Origin of the sequence: uncultured Methanobrevibacter sp., from assembly GCF_937906425.1 — an archaeon.
GTDB lineage: Archaea > Methanobacteriota > Methanobacteria > Methanobacteriales > Methanobacteriaceae > Methanobrevibacter.
On record NZ_CALCYR010000196.1, the window covers coordinates 1 to 19,111 of the forward strand.

The 19,111-nt window shown below is 30.8% G+C and carries 15 protein-coding genes and 1 other RNA gene; 10 read left to right on the top strand and 6 right to left on the bottom strand.

Features of this window, described 5'->3' with window-relative positions:
* From Q0138_RS05625 to hisE, 4 genes are all read left to right on the top strand, one after another.
* Positions 1-453 (top strand): hypothetical protein (locus Q0138_RS05625; RefSeq protein ID WP_297981919.1); only part of this gene is annotated, 453 nt, incomplete at its 5' end.
* A gap of 84 nt (positions 454-537) precedes the next feature.
* Positions 538-2,439: an Asp-tRNA(Asn)/Glu-tRNA(Gln) amidotransferase subunit GatB gene (gene gatB / locus Q0138_RS05630; protein WP_297981946.1), complete on the top strand. Its 1,902-nt coding sequence runs from the start codon at positions 538-540 to the stop codon at positions 2,437-2,439.
* Between the two features lie 54 nt (positions 2,440-2,493).
* On the top strand, positions 2,494-3,303 hold the full coding sequence (locus tag Q0138_RS05635; RefSeq protein ID WP_297981921.1) for a CBS domain-containing protein: 810 nt from the start codon (positions 2,494-2,496) through the stop codon (positions 3,301-3,303).
* Positions 3,304-3,443: 140 nt separating this feature from the next.
* Positions 3,444-3,734, top strand: a complete 291-nt coding sequence (gene hisE, locus Q0138_RS05640; protein WP_297981923.1) for a phosphoribosyl-ATP diphosphatase — start codon at positions 3,444-3,446, stop codon at positions 3,732-3,734.
* Between the two features lie 340 nt (positions 3,735-4,074).
* Here the strand turns inward: hisE and Q0138_RS05645 are convergent, their stop codons facing one another.
* Both Q0138_RS05645 and larB read right to left on the bottom strand, forming a co-directional pair.
* A complete protein-coding gene (locus Q0138_RS05645; protein WP_297981925.1) occupies positions 4,075-4,701 on the bottom strand; it encodes a GNAT family N-acetyltransferase in 627 nt (208 codons plus the stop codon).
* Positions 4,702-4,950: 249 nt separating this feature from the next.
* The gene (gene larB / locus Q0138_RS05650; protein WP_297981927.1) at positions 4,951-5,772 is read right to left on the bottom strand and encodes a nickel pincer cofactor biosynthesis protein LarB; all 822 of its coding nucleotides are present in this window, start codon (positions 5,770-5,772) and stop codon (positions 4,951-4,953) included.
* Positions 5,773-6,133: 361 nt separating this feature from the next.
* Between larB and hypF the strand changes: the two genes are divergently transcribed.
* Positions 6,134-8,659 carry a carbamoyltransferase HypF gene (gene hypF, locus Q0138_RS05655; RefSeq protein ID WP_297981929.1) on the top strand — a complete coding sequence of 842 codons (2,526 nt, stop codon included), beginning with the start codon at positions 6,134-6,136 and terminating at the stop codon, positions 8,657-8,659.
* Positions 8,660-8,989: 330 nt separating this feature from the next.
* On the opposite strand, the gene Q0138_RS05660 is transcribed toward hypF, so the two are convergent.
* On the bottom strand, positions 8,990-9,490 hold the full coding sequence (locus tag Q0138_RS05660) for an ArsR family transcriptional regulator (protein ID WP_297981932.1): 501 nt from the start codon (positions 9,488-9,490) through the stop codon (positions 8,990-8,992).
* 796 nt (positions 9,491-10,286) lie between these two features.
* On the opposite strand from Q0138_RS05660, the gene Q0138_RS05665 reads away from it, so the two are divergent.
* From Q0138_RS05665 to Q0138_RS05685, 5 genes are all read left to right on the top strand, one after another.
* Positions 10,287-10,934, top strand: coding sequence for a nucleotide exchange factor GrpE (locus Q0138_RS05665; protein WP_297981934.1), 648 nt, complete (start codon positions 10,287-10,289; stop codon positions 10,932-10,934).
* 302 nt (positions 10,935-11,236) lie between these two features.
* Entirely contained in the window at positions 11,237-13,135 is a 1,899-nt protein-coding gene (gene dnaK / locus Q0138_RS05670) for a molecular chaperone DnaK (RefSeq protein ID WP_297981936.1), read from the top strand.
* Between the two features lie 356 nt (positions 13,136-13,491).
* Positions 13,492-14,661, top strand: a complete 1,170-nt coding sequence (dnaJ, locus tag Q0138_RS05675) for a molecular chaperone DnaJ (protein WP_297981938.1) — start codon at positions 13,492-13,494, stop codon at positions 14,659-14,661.
* 597 nt (positions 14,662-15,258) lie between these two features.
* A complete protein-coding gene (locus Q0138_RS05680) occupies positions 15,259-16,020 on the top strand; it encodes a 6-carboxyhexanoate--CoA ligase (RefSeq protein ID WP_297981940.1) in 762 nt (253 codons plus the stop codon).
* A gap of 181 nt (positions 16,021-16,201) precedes the next feature.
* Complete coding sequence (locus Q0138_RS05685) at positions 16,202-17,494, top strand: pyridoxal phosphate-dependent aminotransferase family protein (RefSeq protein ID WP_297981942.1); 1,293 nt, start codon at positions 16,202-16,204, stop codon at positions 17,492-17,494.
* A gap of 188 nt (positions 17,495-17,682) precedes the next feature.
* On the opposite strand, the gene rnpB is transcribed toward Q0138_RS05685, so the two are convergent.
* The 3 genes from rnpB to Q0138_RS05700 all read right to left on the bottom strand — a co-directional run.
* An RNA gene (gene rnpB / locus Q0138_RS05690) (RNase P RNA component) lies at positions 17,683-17,964 on the bottom strand.
* A gap of 148 nt (positions 17,965-18,112) precedes the next feature.
* A complete protein-coding gene (locus tag Q0138_RS05695) occupies positions 18,113-18,454 on the bottom strand; it encodes a DUF2149 domain-containing protein (protein WP_297981944.1) in 342 nt (113 codons plus the stop codon).
* A gap of 69 nt (positions 18,455-18,523) precedes the next feature.
* The coding region (locus tag Q0138_RS05700) for a MotA/TolQ/ExbB proton channel family protein (protein WP_297981945.1) at positions 18,524-19,111 on the bottom strand (588 nt) is incomplete at its 5' end.

Consider the following 19,111-nt stretch of genomic DNA (forward strand, 5'->3'; position numbering starts at 1 on the left):
GAAAATAATATAATATCTACAGGAAATGAAAATGATTTTATTTATATATTTAAAAAAAGTGAAGAAAATGATTTTTATTTATGGGAAAAAAAGGTAATTCAAAAACATAATAATAACAAGACATTAAAAATAATTAATGAAATGGAAAATAAAAAGGAACAAAATAAAATTTTAGTAGATAAACATAATAAACAAATAATTATTTATTATTCAATATCAACTTGTTCACGTTTTTATTATGATAATATTTATTATCTCGGAATAAATATTTATGATAATGATTTAAATTTAAAAAAAATATTAAATTATGATGAAAACGGAGAAAGATTTATTAAATATTCATTAATGAAAATATTAAATAAAGAATATTATATCGTTTTCAATGAAAAAATTATTTTAATATCAGCAAAATATTTAGAAATTGTAAATATTTATGAAATTAATTTTAAATAAAATCAAAATTTAAAAGATTATATCGAAGCTGGAGTTAAAGTAAAACTAATAATAGGAATAGATTATTCATTAAATAATCTTCCAATAAATCAACAATTATCTTTACATCATTTAGATTCAAACAAAAACCAATATGAAGAAGCTATAGAAATTTTTATAAATATTTTTAAGGATTATATTAGTAGTTATAAATTTCCAGTATATGGCTTTAGTGCAATATTAAATAATAATCCAAATGTGGTAAATAATTGTTTTAATGTAAATATGAATTTACAAAATCCTGAAATATTTTCGAAGGATTATATATTTGAAAAATATAGAGAAAGTTTTAAATATTTGACCTTATCAGATTCTTCGAAATTTTCTCCTTTATTACAAAATGTTTTAGATGAAATAAAAAAAGAAAATGACCAAATAAAATATAATATATTACTCTTAATGACGACTGGATATATTAAAGATAAAGAAGAAACTATTGATATTTTAGTTGAAGGAAGTTCATACCCTTTAAGTGTGGTTATTATTGGAATTGGAACTGGGCCTTTTGAAGATATGAGAGAATTAACAGGGGAAAGTAGACCTTTAATAAATTCATTAAAAATCCTTGGAGGGATTCATATAGACGTAGATATGATGTGTGGACTTGAAATCCACGTACAACTAGAAACTGACTCAAAATTATTCTGTAACTGTCCTACAAACTATCAAGAAGCACCAGCAAATACAAATGTATGTCCGGTATGTTTAAATCAACCAGGTGCTAAACCATTTCCAACAAATGAAAAAGCTATTGAAAACGCTTTAATGATTTCTTTAATGCTTAACTGTAAAATCGATAAAAACTTTACATATTTCATGAGAAAACACTATGATTATCCTGATTTGCCTTGCGGATACCAGAAAACCTCTGTACCAATAGGATATGAAGGGGAATTGAATGGTGTAAGAATTAGGGAAATTCACATGGAAGAAGACCCTGGACAATACAAACCGGATAAGGGTATTGTAGACTTTAACCGTTCCGGAATTCCTCTTATCGAAATCGTAACTGAACCTGATATGCGCTCTCCTGAAGAAGCACGTAACTTCTTAAAAGAACTCATTAGAGTATTGGAATATAGTGGAGGAGCTCGTGGAGAAGGTACCATGAGAGCTGACGTAAACGTTTCCATCAATGGTGGAAACAGGGTTGAAATGAAAAACATCAACTCCATCAAAGGTGCTTACAAGGCTTTAAACTTTGAAGTAATCAGACAAAAGAATCTTGTTAAAAGAGGTGCTGAAGTTAAACAGGAAACCAGAGCATACCTTGAAAGCCAAATGATTACCGTTTCAATGAGGGACAAGGAAAATGCAGACGATTACAGGTTCATTCCGGATCCTGACTTGCCACCTATGAAAATATCTGAAACCCAAATTGAAGATGTTCTTGAAGTAATGCCTGAAGCTCCGCATAACAAGGTGAAAAGATTTGTGGAAGACTATGGCATTGATGAGGAATCTGCAAAAGTGCTTACCTCTGAACTTGACTTGGCTCAAACTTATGAGGAAGTTGTAAAAGAGATTGATCCTAAATTTGCTGCAAAATGGATGAGAGACGAACTTAAAAGGGTTTTAACCTATAATAAACTTGATTTTGCAGACAGCGGAATTCTCAAGGAAGACTTGGTTGAATTCCTGAACATGCTTCAAAATAAGGAAATTACCACAAAGGCAGGTCAAAGAATCATTGAAAAAATGCCTAACAACAAACAGACTCCAAAGGCAATTGCTGAAGAACTTGGTTTAATTGGTGTAGTTAAAGACGACGAAGTCCAAGCTGCAGCAAAACAGGCTATTGATGAAAACCCTAAAGCAGTTGAAGATTACCACAATGGTCAAAAAGCTTCATTAAACTTCTTGATGGGCCAAGTAATGAGATTAACCAAAGGTAAGGCAGACCCTGGAGAAACCGTTAAAATCCTTAGAGAATTACTTGGAGAATAAATAAATAGAATTTTTTCTAATAATCTTTTTATTATGTATCATGGGAGGACAAAAATGGATAATGAAAAAACTACAGTGAAGGATTACATGACCAAGAATGTATACACTGTAAAGTATGATACTCTTAATAAAGACGTGATTAAATTAATGAAAGAAACAAAGCACGACGGTTATCCTGTAGTTGATGAAGGAGATCATATTGTCGGAATTATTACTGCTTACGATTTATTATTAAAAGACTGGGAAACTGAATATGTTAGTGGGATAATGTCTAAGGAAGTTATTGTTGCAAGAGAAGACATGCCCATCAACGATGCATCAAGAGTGATGTTTAGACATGGCATTTCAAGACTTCCGGTTGTAGACAGACAACGTCATGTAAAAGGAATCATGACCAATACTGATATTGTAAGAAGCCATATCGAAAGGTCAACTCCTACCAAAGTAAATGCATTTAGAGAAACTATGGAAAAGCTGTATGACATTAAAACCACATTGACTAGAGAAGCAGTTCCTGTTGATAAGATAAAACCTACTCAAGACAGAGTTTATGCTGATGAATTACAGGGAAGAACCTATGAACTTGAAAAAGGATTGGCAGAACCTACAATAGTTGTTAAAACTGGAGACAGATATATTCTAGTTGACGGACACCACAGAGCTGTTGCAAGTGTTCAATTAGGATTGGATAAAATTGATTCCTATGTTGTGGAGTTCAATAAGGATATTACATTGGGAATGGAAAAAACTGCTGAAAAACAAGGATTAAATTCATTCAGTGACATTAATATCATAGATGACGATCAACATCCTTTAATTGCTTTAACTGAAACCATTAAAACAGCCAACAACAAAACCGGCTAATTTGGTAAAAATAAAAACAAAAACCCAATAAAAAAAACCAAGTAACTGGTAAAAATAAAAACAAAAACCCAATAAAAAAAACCAAGTAACTGGTGAAAATAAAAACAAAAACCCAAAAAAACCAAGTAACTGGTGAAATCATGGCAAATGACAATATTATTAGAGAGGTTTATGAAGTCCTGGAAGGTCGTAGAGACAATCCAATTGACTCATACACTTCAAACATAATGAAAGACAGCAATAAAAAAGCAGAGGATAAGATTCTTGAAAAGATAGCTGAAGAATGTGGAGAAACTTTAATTGCATCTAAAAACGATGAAAATTTAGTTTACGAATCAGTGGATTTAATTTTCCATACTTTGCTTCTTTTGGTCTATAAAGGAGTTCCATTTGATGAAATCCTTGAAGAATTCGAAAGAAGAAGAAAATAAACAATTATAAAAATCATATCTGCATAAGAGGAAAATTAATTTTTCCTCTTTTTTTATTGGAAAAATAATTAATTCGTGAATATACTAACTAAATTAAATAAATTAATTTATAAATAAAAAACTAAAAACCCTAAAAAATAAAAAAAATAGAATTGAAATTAAAAAAACTGAAAATCTTAAAGATTTAAAATAAAATTTAATAAAAACAATTAAAATAAAAAAAAATAATGATTAAAAAATAAAAAAGAACAAAATCTTAAAGATTTAAAATAAAATTTAATAAAAACAATTAAAATAAAAAAAATAATGATTAAAAAATAAAAAAGAAGAAAATTAGAAATCAATCTAAAATTAGTTCCATATTGCGCATCCCTCTTTTCTTGCCGGGAAAACCAAAAGCCTTTCTTTTAAAAACCTTAAAGCCCAATGAACTGTACAATCTATAAGCTCCATCATTCCTAAAATCAGCATCAAGAACCACTCTCTTACAACCTAATTCCCTTGCAAGATCAATAAGTTGATATAGGGCTTGCTTACCATAACCCTTACCGCGATTGCCATCACAAATAGCTAATTCACAAATGTAAAAGTCATCTTCCTCAACATCAACCAATACGAATTTGTCCATGAAATTGACTTTGGAAAGACCTAAAGCTTCACTGAACTTAAGATGCTTGAAAGATTCTACAATGTCCTTAAAATAGGAATGCTGAACTCCTTTTCCACCATTAAACATTCCAATAATGTTTTTCTCTTCAGTGTCCTCATCATCAAAGAAGACGTAGAATAGGGAACCGTCATCTTCAGCATCTTCAGCAAATTCATACTCCAATCTATGGCTTAAAGCTAAAACTCCTTCTTCCTTTGACTTGAAAACATGTTTAAATGTTCTATAATCAACATCATAAATAAGTTCAGCCACAACTTTTATATCATGAATTTCTGGATCAAAGTCTCTAAAAATCAATTTACACAACACACAATAGTTTTTTAAAAAAATAAACAAATATCAATACGTATATAATTATATTAAAAAATTAAAATAAAAATTTAATTAAAATTAAATAAGAAATTAAATAAAATTATTAAAAATAAATTAAAATTAATTAAAATTAATTAAAATCAAATAAAAATTCTAAAATTTAAAATTAAAAATAAAGAAATTAAATAAAAACCTATTAAAACAAATTAAAAAGAATAAACGAATAAAATAAAATTATTCTCCCTTTTTAATCCTACATGCAATGTTATTAGCAATTGTTAATGCACAGACTCCTGCTCCAAAACCATTGTCAATGTTTACAACAGACAATCCAGGAGCGCAGGATTGAAGCATTGAATATAAAGCTGCCTTACCGTCTGCACCAATTCCATAACCAACAGAGGTCGGAACTGCAATTACAGGTGCATCAACTAATCCTGCAACAACTGAAGGAAGAGCCCCTTCCATTCCTGCACAGACAATAAAAGCGGAAACTTCCTCTTCAACCATATAAGCTATTTTAGGAAATAGCCTATGAATTCCTGCAACACCAATGTCATAGGAGGAAATAACCTCACAACCTCCCTGTTCAACAATTACACGAGCCTCCTCTGCAATTGGAATGTCAGAAGTTCCTGCTGTAAGAATTCCTATCTTGCCCAAATCAGGATTAATATTCTTTAATTGGCCTTTATAAATAATAAGAATCTTTGCTTTGGAATTATAATCAAACTTAAGACCTTTCTCTTGAACAAAAGCCAAATCATCACATAATCTTTCATATCTTTCATGGGACAGGCGAGTGATTATAATATTATCTCCCAATTCAATTCTTCCATTATCATCTTCAAGTAAAAGACCCTTTAAAATAGTAAGCAAATCATGATAATCCTTACTTTCTGCAAGAATTGCTTCTGGAAAACCTGTCCTGTCCTTACGAGCCCCATCAAAATTAGCGACTCCATCAAGTTCCCTAATGGAATTTGCCTTTAAGAGAGTCTTACACTCTTCAATTGAAATCTTTCCAAGAGCAAAGTTTTTAAGAATTTCATCCATAATATCACTAATCAATCAATAAATAAAATAATAAAATAATTAATAAGTTTAAAATAAATTAACTAATTAAATAAAAAATTAAAACTAATTAAAATTAATTAACTAATTAAATTAAAAACTAAAAAGCATGAAAATACTTAAGTTCATAAACTTTTTAAAAAAATATATAATCATTATAGTATATAATAATATATTATCCTAAATATTTATATTTTAAAAAACAATCACAAATAGCAAAATTCAAATAAATATTTACATTAAAAAAAATAATCGCAAATAGCAAAATTCAAATAAATATTTACATTTGAAAAATCACAATTATTAAAATTAAATTTCCTAAAAAAGAATAACTGGTGTAAGTGTGGAAACTAAAAAAGTATTGGTAGAAGGAATCGTACAGGGAGTGGGATTTAGACCATTTGTCTATAGAATAGCTACTGAACTTAATATAAAGGGATATGTTAGAAACCTTGGAAATGTTGTGGAAATAATTATCCAATCCGACTTAGACAATATAAACTCCTTTTTATACAAACTTCAAAACGAACTTCCTCCAATAGCTAAAATAAACAATCTGGAAACTATCAATATGGATTCTGCAGAAAGCTTTAATGATTTTACCATTAAGAAAAGTGCAGACACCTTTGCAGGAACTTCTGTCATTCCTCCGGATCTTGCAATATGCGACAAGTGCCTTGAGGAAATCAATGACCCTGAAAACAGAAGATACAATTATCCATTCAATGCATGTACAGATTGCGGACCAAGATTTACAGTTATTGAAAATGTTCCATACGATAGGGACAAAACCACAATGGACGACTTCCCATTATGTGACTTATGTGAAGAGGAATACACAAATCCACTGGATAGACGTTACCATGCAGAGGCCAGTTGCTGTGAAGACTGTGGACCATCTCTCCAATTGTATAAAAATGACAATCAAAATCCAATACTGATCCAAACCGATGATCCCTTAAAGGAAACAGCAAGACTTCTTGATGAGGGAAAAATCTTTGCAATCAAGGGAATAGGGGGAACTCACCTTGTTGCAAATGTAAAGCTTGAAAAAACAGTCAATCTCCTAAGGGAAAGACTTGGAAGAAAGACACAGGCCTTTGCTGTAATGAGTCCAGACATTGAAACCGTAAAAAAATATGCAATAATATCAGAGGAAGAGGAGAAAACATTAAAATCCAAGGAAAGACCTATCGTAATCCTGAAAAAGTCTGGAAATTATGACTTTGCAAAGTCAGTTTCACCTGATTTACACAATATTGGAGTAATGTTACCCTATGCTCCACTGCATCATTTATTATTCAACAATACTGACACTCCAGCCTACATTATGACATCTGCAAATGTTCCTGGAGAACCTATGATGATTACAAACGAGGAGATTCTAAACAACCTCAATACAATAGCTGATTATTATTTAATCCACAACAGAAGAATACTTAACCGTTGTGACGATTCAGTGGTCAGGTTTAGAAATGATGAACTTGCATTCATCAGACGTTCCAGAGGCTACACTCCAGAACCTTATGATTTAAGTGGAAAATACACTCATTTAAATCCGGAATTCGATAATCTAAACATTCTCGCACTTGGACCTGAACTGGATGTAACATTTACAATTGTCAAAAACTCAAGGGCATATGTTTCACAGCACATTGGAAATACAAACAAGTACAGAACCTATGAATTTCTTCAGGAAGCAATTAGGCACATGATGAGAATTACAAAAACAGATCATTTCGACATAATCGCCTGTGACTTGCACCCTCAATTCTTTACAAGCAGATTGGCTAGAGAATTGGCTGAGGAATTCGATTGTCCATTGATACCTGTTCAACACCATCATGCTCATGGAATTTCATTATTAAATGATCATATTCAAAATAATGGCGAAAATAAGCAATTTTCAGAAGAATCTGAATTAGGAAACAATCAAAATACAGAAAAAACAGAACAAAAAACCAAAAACAATGAAAATACAGAAAAAACAGAACCAAAACCAGAAAACAATGAAAACAAAGACATTTCACAAGAAATGATTATAATAGCTGCAGATGGAGTAGGATATGGCTCAGACGGCAACTCATGGGGTGGAGAAATCCTATACACAAACATTAAGGAATTTGAAAGGTCCGCTTCTCTAATGCCTCAAAAGATGCCTGGAGGAGATTTATGTACCAAATATCCCGTCAGAATGTTGTCTGCAATCCTTTCAAACCCTAATAGCGACTATGACTCTGGGAAGTTCACTCAAGATTATATTGAAAATCTTCTGAAAAACAATTATCTTGACTATTTCAAACATGGTGAAATGGAAATTAAAAGCCTATTTAGACAAATGGAAACAAATCTCAATGTTGGAATAAATACAAGTACTGGAAGAACCTTAGATTCAATTTCAACCGCACTTCACATTTGTGGAGAACGCAATTATGAAGGTGAAGCTTCCATGAAACTTGAATCCTTTGCATACCAATACAAGCAAAAGGATGAATTGGATGACTATCCAATAATAATCAAGGAATTTGAAGGAAGAAAGGTTCTTGACACTACAGCAATTTTAAGATATGTGATAAATAAGATAGAAGAGGGTGAAGACCTTAATAAAATAGCTGCAGCAGGACAAAAGGCGGTAAGCATCGGACTTGCAAGTTTAGCTGTAGAAGTGGCTAGTGAAAAGGGAATAAGTACAATCGGAGCAACAGGAGGAGTCTTCTACAATGAAGCAATTACCTCCCACATAAAAGAGTTTATAGAAAAAGAGGGAATGAAATTCATACAGCACACAAATTCCTGCCCAGGAGACGGATCTGTTTCCCTTGGACAGGCAATAATTGCTGGAGCCAATCTAAATAGTTTAGATGAATAAAACTCTTAAAATAAGAGTCCAATTATAAAAATAAATTAAAATAATTAAGATAAAAATTATTAAAAATAAGTAAAAATGAGTAAAAATGAGTAAAATAAACAGAAATAATTAATAAAATTATTAAAAATAAGCAAAAATTAGTAAAATAAAAATAAATAATATAAAAATTACTAAAAATAAGTTAAATAAACAATAAAAAAGATAAAACAATAAAAATAGAAAAAAGGATTTAAAAATTAAATTCAAATAATAAGGGCTAATTATAACTACAATTCCAATTTCAATTCTAATTATAAGTTCCCATTATTATAATATTTTAATTAATAAAAACTAATACCTATTATAGGTTCTTTCCAAAATATATTCCGCTCTTTCCTTTAAGTTGTCATACAAACGAATTTGACTTTTAAGTTCATCAATAGCTTCGTAATGACCTTGATCTATTCTTTTTTCAATATCCAATAATTTAGACCATTCATCACCAGAAGGTAATTGTTTAACATTTAACATATCATCTGAAATAGCTACATTAAAGGAATTTTTAGTAATTGTAATATGCACATTAACATCATTTGGCATATCATAATACTTACGAGGGCGACCTCTAACAACTTTTTTTGTAGAAGATTGTAAAATACCAACTTCTTCCATAGCTCTTAAATGTTCAATAATTGCTTTCTGACCAATTTGGAGCTCTTGAGAGATTTCACTAACGAATCTAGGCTCTTCTCTTAAAAGATCTATGATATCACGTCTTGTCTTACATCCCATAACATCAAGAATAGCTTCCATATCAACATCATCAAGATTTTGCTGATTCTGATTTTCCATAATTGACCTCCTTACTAATTTAAGAATATCTTTAATGCATCAATATAATTACAATAAGCAATTACAAGAATTAATCTTTAAAATAATCAATCTATTATATAATAATTATATTAAGTAATTTTATTGTGAAATTCAAATTGAATTTATTGTGAAATTTAAAACTTTAAGAAAAATCATTAAAATAAATTTAAATTTAAAAAATGATTTATTAAATTATCTAATTTTTCTATATTACATTATAAGTCCAAAGTATTATATTAACTTTTTGTTACTAAAAACCGAAATCTTTATATAACATTTTGTTACTAAATTATGTATAGAGAAAGATAACAAATTGTTACTTTAATAAAATTGGCAAAAATAAAATCAAAATCCGATTCTTATTTCTCCAATACCTATAAAAACCTATAAAAATCAAGTATTAGAGAAATAGAAACCAAAGAACAATATGTTATTAAAAGAAACCATAAGATTCTTAAAAATTAATAACAATAGGGATAAAACAATCAAAGAAAAAAATATTTCAAATCCTCTTTAAAAAAATCACACTATAAACATAGATTTTATCAAATCTATAAGACATAAAATACTTCATTTCCATATATGGAACTTTAAAACATTTGACTTCATTTCTATTATTAGAAATTCAAAACATTTTTCCATATCGATGGAAATTCAAAACCTTCTTTGATATGTCAAAAATATTAAAGGAGCTTATCGCTCTCTTTCTCTTACCACTATCATAATAAAATATAGGTGACTAAACACCTTTACAAAAAAGTTTAAAGGTGAGCAGATGGCAAATAAGAAAGACGAAATTAAAGATTCTGAAGAAGAGACAGGTAAAAAATCTACCACTCAAAAGATCAAAGACAAGCTTCAGAAAGATGAAGGAGATTCTAAAGATGAGGAAAAATCTTCTAAAGAAGATGAATTAGCTAAATTAGAAGAAGAACTCAAAACAAAAGAAGAAGAAAATTCAGAATTAAAATCTCACATTCAAAGACTTCAGGCTGACTTCGATAATTTCAGAAAACAAAGTGATAAGCAAAAGCAGGATTTAATAAGATATGCAAATGAAGGCCTTATCAGCAAATTCCTAGACGTTTATGAGGATATGGAAAGAGCACTTGAAAACTCCAAAACCGAAGAGGAATTAAGGGAAGGATTGGAATTGATCTATTCAAAAATGAAAGGCACCCTTGAAAAGGAAGGTGTTGAGGAAATTCCTGCAGTTGGAGAAAAGTTCGATCCATTCAAGCATGAAGCTTTGCTTACAGTAGACAGTCCTGATCATGAAAACAATGAAATCGTTGATGAACTCATGAAAGGATACACCCTTAAGGACAAGGTAATTAAATATTCCAAGGTAAGGGTTTGTAAAAAGGCTAAAAAAGCAGAGCCGGTTGAAGAAGAAAACTCTGAAGAAGAAAATGAAGAATAAAAAAATTAAATTATTATATTATTAATTCATATTTATAAAATTTCAATAGCCATTAAAGAAATTAAAAATTTAAATTAATTATTAAATCCATTATAAATTTTTAATTAAAAATTTTATTATTAAATTAATTTTATTATCGATTTTTAATTTAATCCGCTTTTGAAATATTACAAAAAATTAAGGAAAATTACTAAAAATAGCAATTTTCAAAAAAAAACTAAAAAAATAAAAAGAAAATTACTAAAAATAGCAATTTTCAAAAATACTGATAAAATAATTAAAAAAAAAACAAGGTGAATATCATGGCTGATAGCAAAAAAGAAAAAATTATTGGAATTGACTTAGGTACTAGTAACTCTGCAGCATCTGTACTTGTTGGTGGAAAAGCTACAGTTATCCCAAGTGCAGAAGGTGCAAGTCAATATGGTAAAGCATTTCCAAGTTATGTAGCATTTACTGATGACGGACAACAATTAGTCGGTGAACCTGCAAGAAGACAAGCAGTAACCAACCCAGAAAATACTATTAGTGCAATCAAAAGGAAAATGGGTACTGACTACAAGGTAAATGTTCAAGGCAAATCATACAGTCCACAAGAAATCTCTGCAGCAATCTTGCAAAAAATTAAAAAAGATGCAGAAGCTTTCTTAGGAGAACCTATTGAAAAAGCAGTTATTACCGTACCTGCTTACTTTGACGACAACCAAAGAACTGCAACCAAAGACGCAGGAACCATTGCCGGTCTTGATGTAGTAAGACTTGTAAACGAACCTACTGCAGCAAGTTTAGCTTACGGTATTGACAAACAATCCGATGACGATGACGTTAACATTTTAGTATTCGATTTAGGTGGAGGTACCTTAGACGTAACCATTATGGAATTCGGTGGAGGAGTATTTGAAGTACAATCCACAAGCGGTGATACCCAACTTGGTGGTACCGACATGGACAATGCATTAATGAAATACTTGGCTGAAACCTTTAAGGCTGAAACAGGCATTGACTTAATGGATGATGATCAAGCAGTACAAAGATTAAGAGAAGCTGCAGAAAAGGCAAAAATCGAATTATCCACTACCTTAACCAGTGAAGTAAACTTACCATTCATCTGTATGGGTGCAGATGGCAAACCACACAACCTTATAAACAACTTAACCAGAGCAAAATTAGAAGAATTGGTAGATCCTATTGTTAAGAAATGTGGTAACCCAATCCAACAAGCATTAAACGATGCTAAAATGACTAAAGATGACATTGACAAAATCATCCTCGTTGGTGGACCTACAAGAATGCCAGTTGTACAAAAATTCGTTGAAAACTACATAGGCAAACCTGTAGAAAGAGGAATTGACCCAATGGAATGTGTAGCAATGGGTGCAGCTATCCAAGGTGGAGTATTAGCTGGAGAAATTAAGGACTTAGTTCTTTTAGATGTTACCCCATTATCCTTAGGTATTGAAACCTTAGGTGGAGTATCAACTACCCTTATTGAAAGAAACACTACAATTCCTGCTAAAAAGAGTCAAATCTTCTCAACTGCAGCAGACAACCAGCCTTCAGTAGACATTCACGTAGTTCAAGGTGAAAGAAAAATGGCAGTGGACAACACCACTCTCGGAAGATTCCAATTAGTCGGAATCCCTCCTGCTCCTAGAGGAATGCCACAAATTGAAGTAACCTTCGACATTGACGCAAACGGTATTATCAACGTATCTGCAAAAGACAAGGGAACCGGCAAGGAACAATCCATTACAATTACCTCTTCAACCAAATTATCTGACGAAGAAATCGAAAAAGCAGTTAAAGAAGCTGAAATGAATGCTGAAGCAGATAAGAAAAAACAAGAGGAAATTGAAGTAAGAAACAATGCAGATTCAATGATCTACACTGCAGAAAAAACCATTAACGAAGAAGAAATCAAGGACAAAGTCACTGATGATGAAAGAACCAATATTGAAGGATTAATATCCGAATTAAGAGACTTGATGAGTGGAGACGACATTCCTGCAATCAAGGAAAAAACCGATGAACTTACCAAAGTAGTTCAAGACATTGGTGCTAGAATCTATCAGGAAGCTGCAGCAGCCCAACAAGCAGCAGAAGGCGCAGCTGGCGGTGCAGGTCCTGACTTCTCTGCAGGTCAAGACAACAATCAAGACGACGACGGCACAATTGATGCTGAATTCGAAGAAAAAGATTAAATAAATTAAATACATAAATAAAATCATTAATTTGATTTTATTTATCAAAACTTTTAATCCAGCAAAATCTTCAATAGATTTTACTAAAAACATAAATAAAAACAATATATTCATTTGGGAGTTTTCTCCCAGATAATATAGGTTCTGATTAAAAAAAAACTTAATAAAAATAAATTATTACACTGCAAATTAGAACCTAACTATTTTTTAAATATTAAAATTAATAAAAATAAAAAAAAATTAATTTTAAAAACCCAAAGGTTTAATAAAATAAAAAAAATCTTTTAAAAATTCTTATTTATTCATACTTATCTAATTACTAAAATTCAATTATAATTTTAACTAAGGTGACGAAATTGGCAGAAAAGCGTGACTATTATGATGTTCTTGGTGTAGAAAAAGGAGCTACTGAGAAAGAAATTAAAAAGGCTTATCGTAAATTAGCTAGAAAATACCACCCAGATGTTGCAGAAGAAGGTAAAAAAGAAGAAGCAACTGAAAAATTCAAAGAAATTAGTGAAGCTTACGCAGTTTTATCCGATGAAGAGAAAAGACAAAGATATGATCAATTCGGTCATGCAGGAATGGATGGTTTCTCTAATGAGGACATATTCAGAAACGTTAACTTTGAAGATATTTTCCAAGGCTTCGGCGGCGGAGGTCTAGACGATATTTTCGATATCCTATTCGGAGGAGGAGGAGGAAGATCCTCCAGGTCATACAATGCTGGCCCAAAAAGGGGAAGCGACATTTACACTGACATTAGCATCACATTGGAAGAGGCTGCAAGCGGTGCTGAAAAGGACCTTAAGATAAGACATGACGTCATTTGTCCTGAATGTGATGGATCTCGTGCAGAACCTGGAACCCCTGTTGAAACCTGTCCTGTCTGTAATGGTACTGGTGAGAGAAAACATGTTACCCAAAGCCTTTTTGGACAAATGATGAGAGTTGTCCAATGTGGTGAATGTGGAGGAACAGGTAAAAAGATTAAGGAACCATGTCACCATTGTAAAGGTAGGGGAACCGTTAAGGAAGACAAGACCATAAGCATTAAGATCCCTGCAGGAGTTGAAACCGGAAACCGTTTAAGAGTCTCTGGTGAAGGAAATGCAGGAGAAGTTGGTGGAGGAAATGGAGACCTCTACGTTGAAATCAACATTAAAAAACATGATTACTTTGAAAGAGAGGGAGCTAACCTTTACTTTGAAAAACAAATCAGTTTCGTTCAGGCAAGTTTAGGAGACACAGTTGACATTCCTACAATCGATGGAGAAGTTGAACTTAAAATACCTCCTGGAACCCAAAGCGGATCTGTATTTAGATTAAGAGAAAAAGGAATGCCTCATATGAGAAGAAACAGTAAGGGAAACCTTTATGTTACTGTAACTGTTGTAGTTCCTCAAAAACTTAATAAAGAACAGCAAAAATTACTTAGAAAATTCGCTGAAATCAGCGGAGACGAAATTAAGGAATACAAAAAGGGAATCTTTGATAAAGTAAGAGACGCTATCAACAACCCCTAAAACTAAAATACAGGATGTTTATTAAAATAAACATCTTTTTTTACTTTTTTACTTTTTTACTTTTTTTAAAATTCCAACCATTTTACCATTTAACACAACTATTCAAACTATTCTAACTATTTTTAAAATTAAAACTATTTTTACCATTTTTCTATTTACTACTATCTCAATCCTATTTTTTACGAATTTAATTTTAATAAAAAAACTTAATTAAAAAATTTTAAATTTTAGTAAAAAACTTATTTAAAAAATTTTAAATTTTAATGAAAAAAATTAAAAAATTTATTAAATTAAACATTTTATGCCCCCTATATAGATTACTCTAAATACAATACAAATTTTAAAAAATACTTTTTATTAAATTAAAAATAAACCTAATTAAAAACAATAATTATTATAAAAATATAATTTTAATTAATAATAAAATAAATTAAAATTATATTAAATTTTTAGCAAAAAATAGGATTCAAAATAAATAAAAATTTTAAAAAACAATGCTTTTGAAAAAAAATTGAATTTATCAAAATCTGAATAAAATAATAAAACTAATAAAAGACATACATAATAATGATAAAAAAATTAAGTTCAGATGAAATTATGAAATACAGTATAAAAATGCGCAGTGCCAAGGGAGGTCCTCATGAGGAAGGAGGAAAACATATTTCAGGTGCTGAACGTATTTTAAATGAAAATGAAATTGAAAAGGAATTAATAAATGTCTATAGAAGGGCCATTACCCATGAAAGAGGAAAACCTGACTTTATAAACTTTAAAATAGAAAGGATTGAAGAGAAAGATATCATTTATCAAAAAAGATTGGAAATAGTCCAACATGAAGTTAAAGACAATATGGAAGGACTTGAACTTGCAAAATCACTTCTTGAAGAAAATAAAGTAAGCGAAAAGGCTGCTGAAGAGGGAATAAATAGACTCTTAAATCTGGAAGAAAGCATACATGGAGCAATGCTAATTGACAAGGACACTGGAGAAAGAATAGACAATAAGGGAATACACGGAGTAAGGGTTACAGGAATAGCTAGTGCAGACATTGACAAATACAGACAATCCCTTGAAAAGGATGGAAGGGTTGGATTGCATCTTGAGGAAGCACTTATACTTGCATCAAAAATAGCAAGCTGCAAGGGAATTGTGGCTGAATTGTGCTGGAGTGACGACCCAAGTTATGTAATTGGATATGTTGGAACAAAAAAGACTTATGAACGTATTCCAATCTTAAAGGAAAATGGAAATCCAGTTGGAGGCCGTTTATTCTTTATAGACCAAAACCAATTAGACGAAAGTTATAGTTTAGAAGATTTGATTGAGTATTTGGAAAAGCAAGTGGTTTTAATTGAATAAACAAGAAATAATAGAATTATTTAATTAATTAATAAAATAATAAATTAAAAAATTATTAAATTATTAAAACAAATCCTACCACTCAAATAAAATTAAAAAAATTAAAAAAATTAAAAAAATTAAAATTAAATAAAATAAAAATAATACAAATAATAGCTAAAAACAATTATCAAGTGATTATATGAACTTAAATCTTGAAAATCAAATTAAAAATGAACTAAATGACTTAAAAGAGAATGATTTAATAAGAACAATAGATGATTTAAGATTCATAAGTTCAACAAAGGCTATTGACAAAGACAATAAGGAATTTCTCATTTTTGGAACCAATAACTATCTTGGACTTAGCCACCATCCGAAAATCATAAAGGCTTCACAGGAAAAGGCAGTTTATGGAACTGGATCAACAGGTTCAAGACTTACTACAGGAGCTTCATTTGAAGCTAGAGAACTTGAAGAAAATATTTCCAAGTTCAAATCAACCGAATCAACTCTAATTTTTAATACAGGATATATGACTAATTTAGGAGTTATATATGCACTTACAAAGGAAAATGACATAATATTCAGCGACCAATTAAATCATGCAAGCATAATTGACGGAATAAAAATCTCAAAGGCTGAAGTGAAAATCTACAAGCACAAGGACACAGAAGAGCTTGAAAAGCTAATTAAGGAAACAATCTCCACTAAAACAAAGCAAGAAAACAAAAAGAACCTAATTTCCACCAAGAAAATAAATGAAGACCATAAAGAAACAATTCAAAATCATAAAAACAAAAGCTTAGGAAACTTATTCATAATTAGCGACGGCGTATTCAGCATGGATGGAGACATTGCACCACTGCCAGAGCTAGCAGAACTTGCAAAGAAATACAACTGTTGCCTTATCATAGATGATGCACATGCAACTGGAGTTATAGGAAAAACAGGAAAGGGAACAATCGAATACTACAAGGACAAAACAGGAAAAGACCTAAGCGAATATGTTGACCTGCAGATTGGAACTTTAAGCAAGGCTCTTGCATCAGAGGGAGGCTTTGTAACAGGAAAGAAAATTTACATTGACTATTTAATAAACAAATCCAGACCATTCATATTCTCAACTGCACTTTCCCCATCAACAATAGCCAGTGCAAACACTGCATTGAATCTCCTAAAGGAAAACCATGAGGAATATTTGAAAAAACTCAATGAAAATACAAAGCTTATGAGAGACCTCCTAAAAGAGGGAGGATTAAATGTAATTGAAGGAGAAACACCTATTATTCCAATCCTTATTGGAGAGGCCAGAATTGCAAATGAGTTTTCAAGAAAACTTGAGGAAAAAGGAATTTTAGTATCAGCAATCAGACCACCATCTGTACCAAAAGGAGAAAGCAGATTAAGATTAACAATAATTGCAAGTCATACAAAAGAAGAAATAATTTTCACTGCAAATACAATCATAGAAATCTGGAAAGAATTAAAATAAAATCAGAATTAAAAAATACAATCATAGAAATCTGGAAAGAATTAAAATAAAATTAAAATTAGAAGAAGAAATAATAAAACTTTTTTTAAAAAAATACTCTAAAAAAATAAGCTAATAAAAAATAAAGAAATAAAAAAACTTTTTAAAAAAATAATCTAAAAAAATAATCTAAAATAGAAAAAATAACGGTATGCCGAGAGTAACCCACATTCTGTTTATACAGCATTCATCTTAGCGGACTACTTTGCTTCCCTTAGAGGTCATAAGCACCTTTGCCCTTGCATCCTGTAGATTGGCCGTTTCACCGATTCTTTTAATGTCCATCAGTCAAGCATCATTGTCATCCATTAAAAGCCGTGTCGTTTCTGCTCCAGAGTCATGCTTCTCAGCATAAGTTTTTCAACTTTACAGTCTATTTGATGTGCGGAGTTTCCCTAGTGATAAATCACCAGCAGCTGTCTTCGGCTTACCATTAATCATGCTATAATAATAGTTTAGTAATAAGAATATAAAAAAGTTTGTAAAAAATAAAAAAATCAATAGCTTATAAAAAAATAAAAAATTAAAAAGAAAAAAATTAAAAAGAAAAAAATTAAAAAAAGGAAGGTGAAAATATAATTATCCTTCCACCATTATCAGCTTTCCAGATGAAGAATCCTTATATACCTTACCCATCTCAGTATAACCTTTACCAGAACTATTGCTTACATCTGGAGTGTCATTCAACTCCTGACCCTGATCCAATTCAGTAACCTGCTGCATTTGTTGCATTGCCTGCTGTTTCTGCTCAGGAGTCAAGTCCTCATTAAATACAATTCCCTGCATATTCCAAGAAATAACCAGAAACACCAACAAACCTACAGCAATAACAAGCATAGCATCCACAAGGTTTGCTGCTCCAGACATTGGATCTTCTTCTTCACCCTTATTTAAACGTTTATTAGATTTATGTCTTGCCATATTATCTCCCTTTTATAAGAAAATCCCTTTTATGAGAAAATTAATAATATGTTTAAAAAAATAATCCATCTATTCGTTTAGCCTATCCAATACCGCTTTAGATAAAGCATCCAAATTGGATAAGTACTGTTCATACCATCTTCTTCTAATCTTAGAGACAACATATGCAACTGCACCGGAACCAATACCAACAACAGTAGTATCAAAAGCCACAATAATAGCATTGGACAATGTGATTACGTCTCCGCTTCCCAATGCAGCAAGTCCTGGACCCATAGGTATTAAAGTACCCATTAACCCAAGTGTAGGACCTATTTTAGTAACAATGTCTGTTTTTTGAAGTTTTTTCTCTATAATGTCTTCTTCATTTTCAATCAATTTTTCTGCCAATGCTTCTCTTGAGTCTTTTTTTAGCTCTTCAGTTCTTGCTATATTAATCAAAACTCTCTTTTGACTTTTTGGAATGGCAGCCCTTTTGACTACATCTTCAATTTCAATTACCTCCTTAGTACGAGATATCTCAAATATTAAATCCTTGATTAATCTAACAGGTACTTTCTTACGAGAACTGTATTCTGATATAAGTCCACCAACAGTAATTACAGCATAGACTGCAAATATTAATAAAAATATTATTACAGGTATCTGTAAACTCTG

Bases quoted from the DNA above. Each gene is read 5' to 3' on its own strand.
- Q0138_RS05660 (WP_297981932.1), bottom strand. From the start codon at position 9,490: ATGGAAAATCAGAATCAGCAAAATCTTGATGATGTTGATATGGAAGCT.
- Q0138_RS05680 (WP_297981940.1), top strand. From the start codon at position 15,259: ATGAAATACAGTATAAAAATGCGCAGTGCCAAGGGAGGTCCTCATGAG.
- hisE (WP_297981923.1), top strand. From the start codon at position 3,444: ATGGCAAATGACAATATTATTAGAGAGGTTTATGAAGTCCTGGAAGGT.
- Q0138_RS05635 (WP_297981921.1), top strand. From the start codon at position 2,494: ATGGATAATGAAAAAACTACAGTGAAGGATTACATGACCAAGAATGTA.
- Q0138_RS05665 (WP_297981934.1), top strand. From the start codon at position 10,287: ATGGCAAATAAGAAAGACGAAATTAAAGATTCTGAAGAAGAGACAGGT.
- dnaK (WP_297981936.1), top strand. From the start codon at position 11,237: ATGGCTGATAGCAAAAAAGAAAAAATTATTGGAATTGACTTAGGTACT.
- larB (WP_297981927.1), bottom strand. From the start codon at position 5,772: ATGGATGAAATTCTTAAAAACTTTGCTCTTGGAAAGATTTCAATTGAA.
- Q0138_RS05685 (WP_297981942.1), top strand. From the start codon at position 16,202: ATGAACTTAAATCTTGAAAATCAAATTAAAAATGAACTAAATGACTTA.
- Q0138_RS05695 (WP_297981944.1), bottom strand. From the start codon at position 18,454: ATGGCAAGACATAAATCTAATAAACGTTTAAATAAGGGTGAAGAAGAA.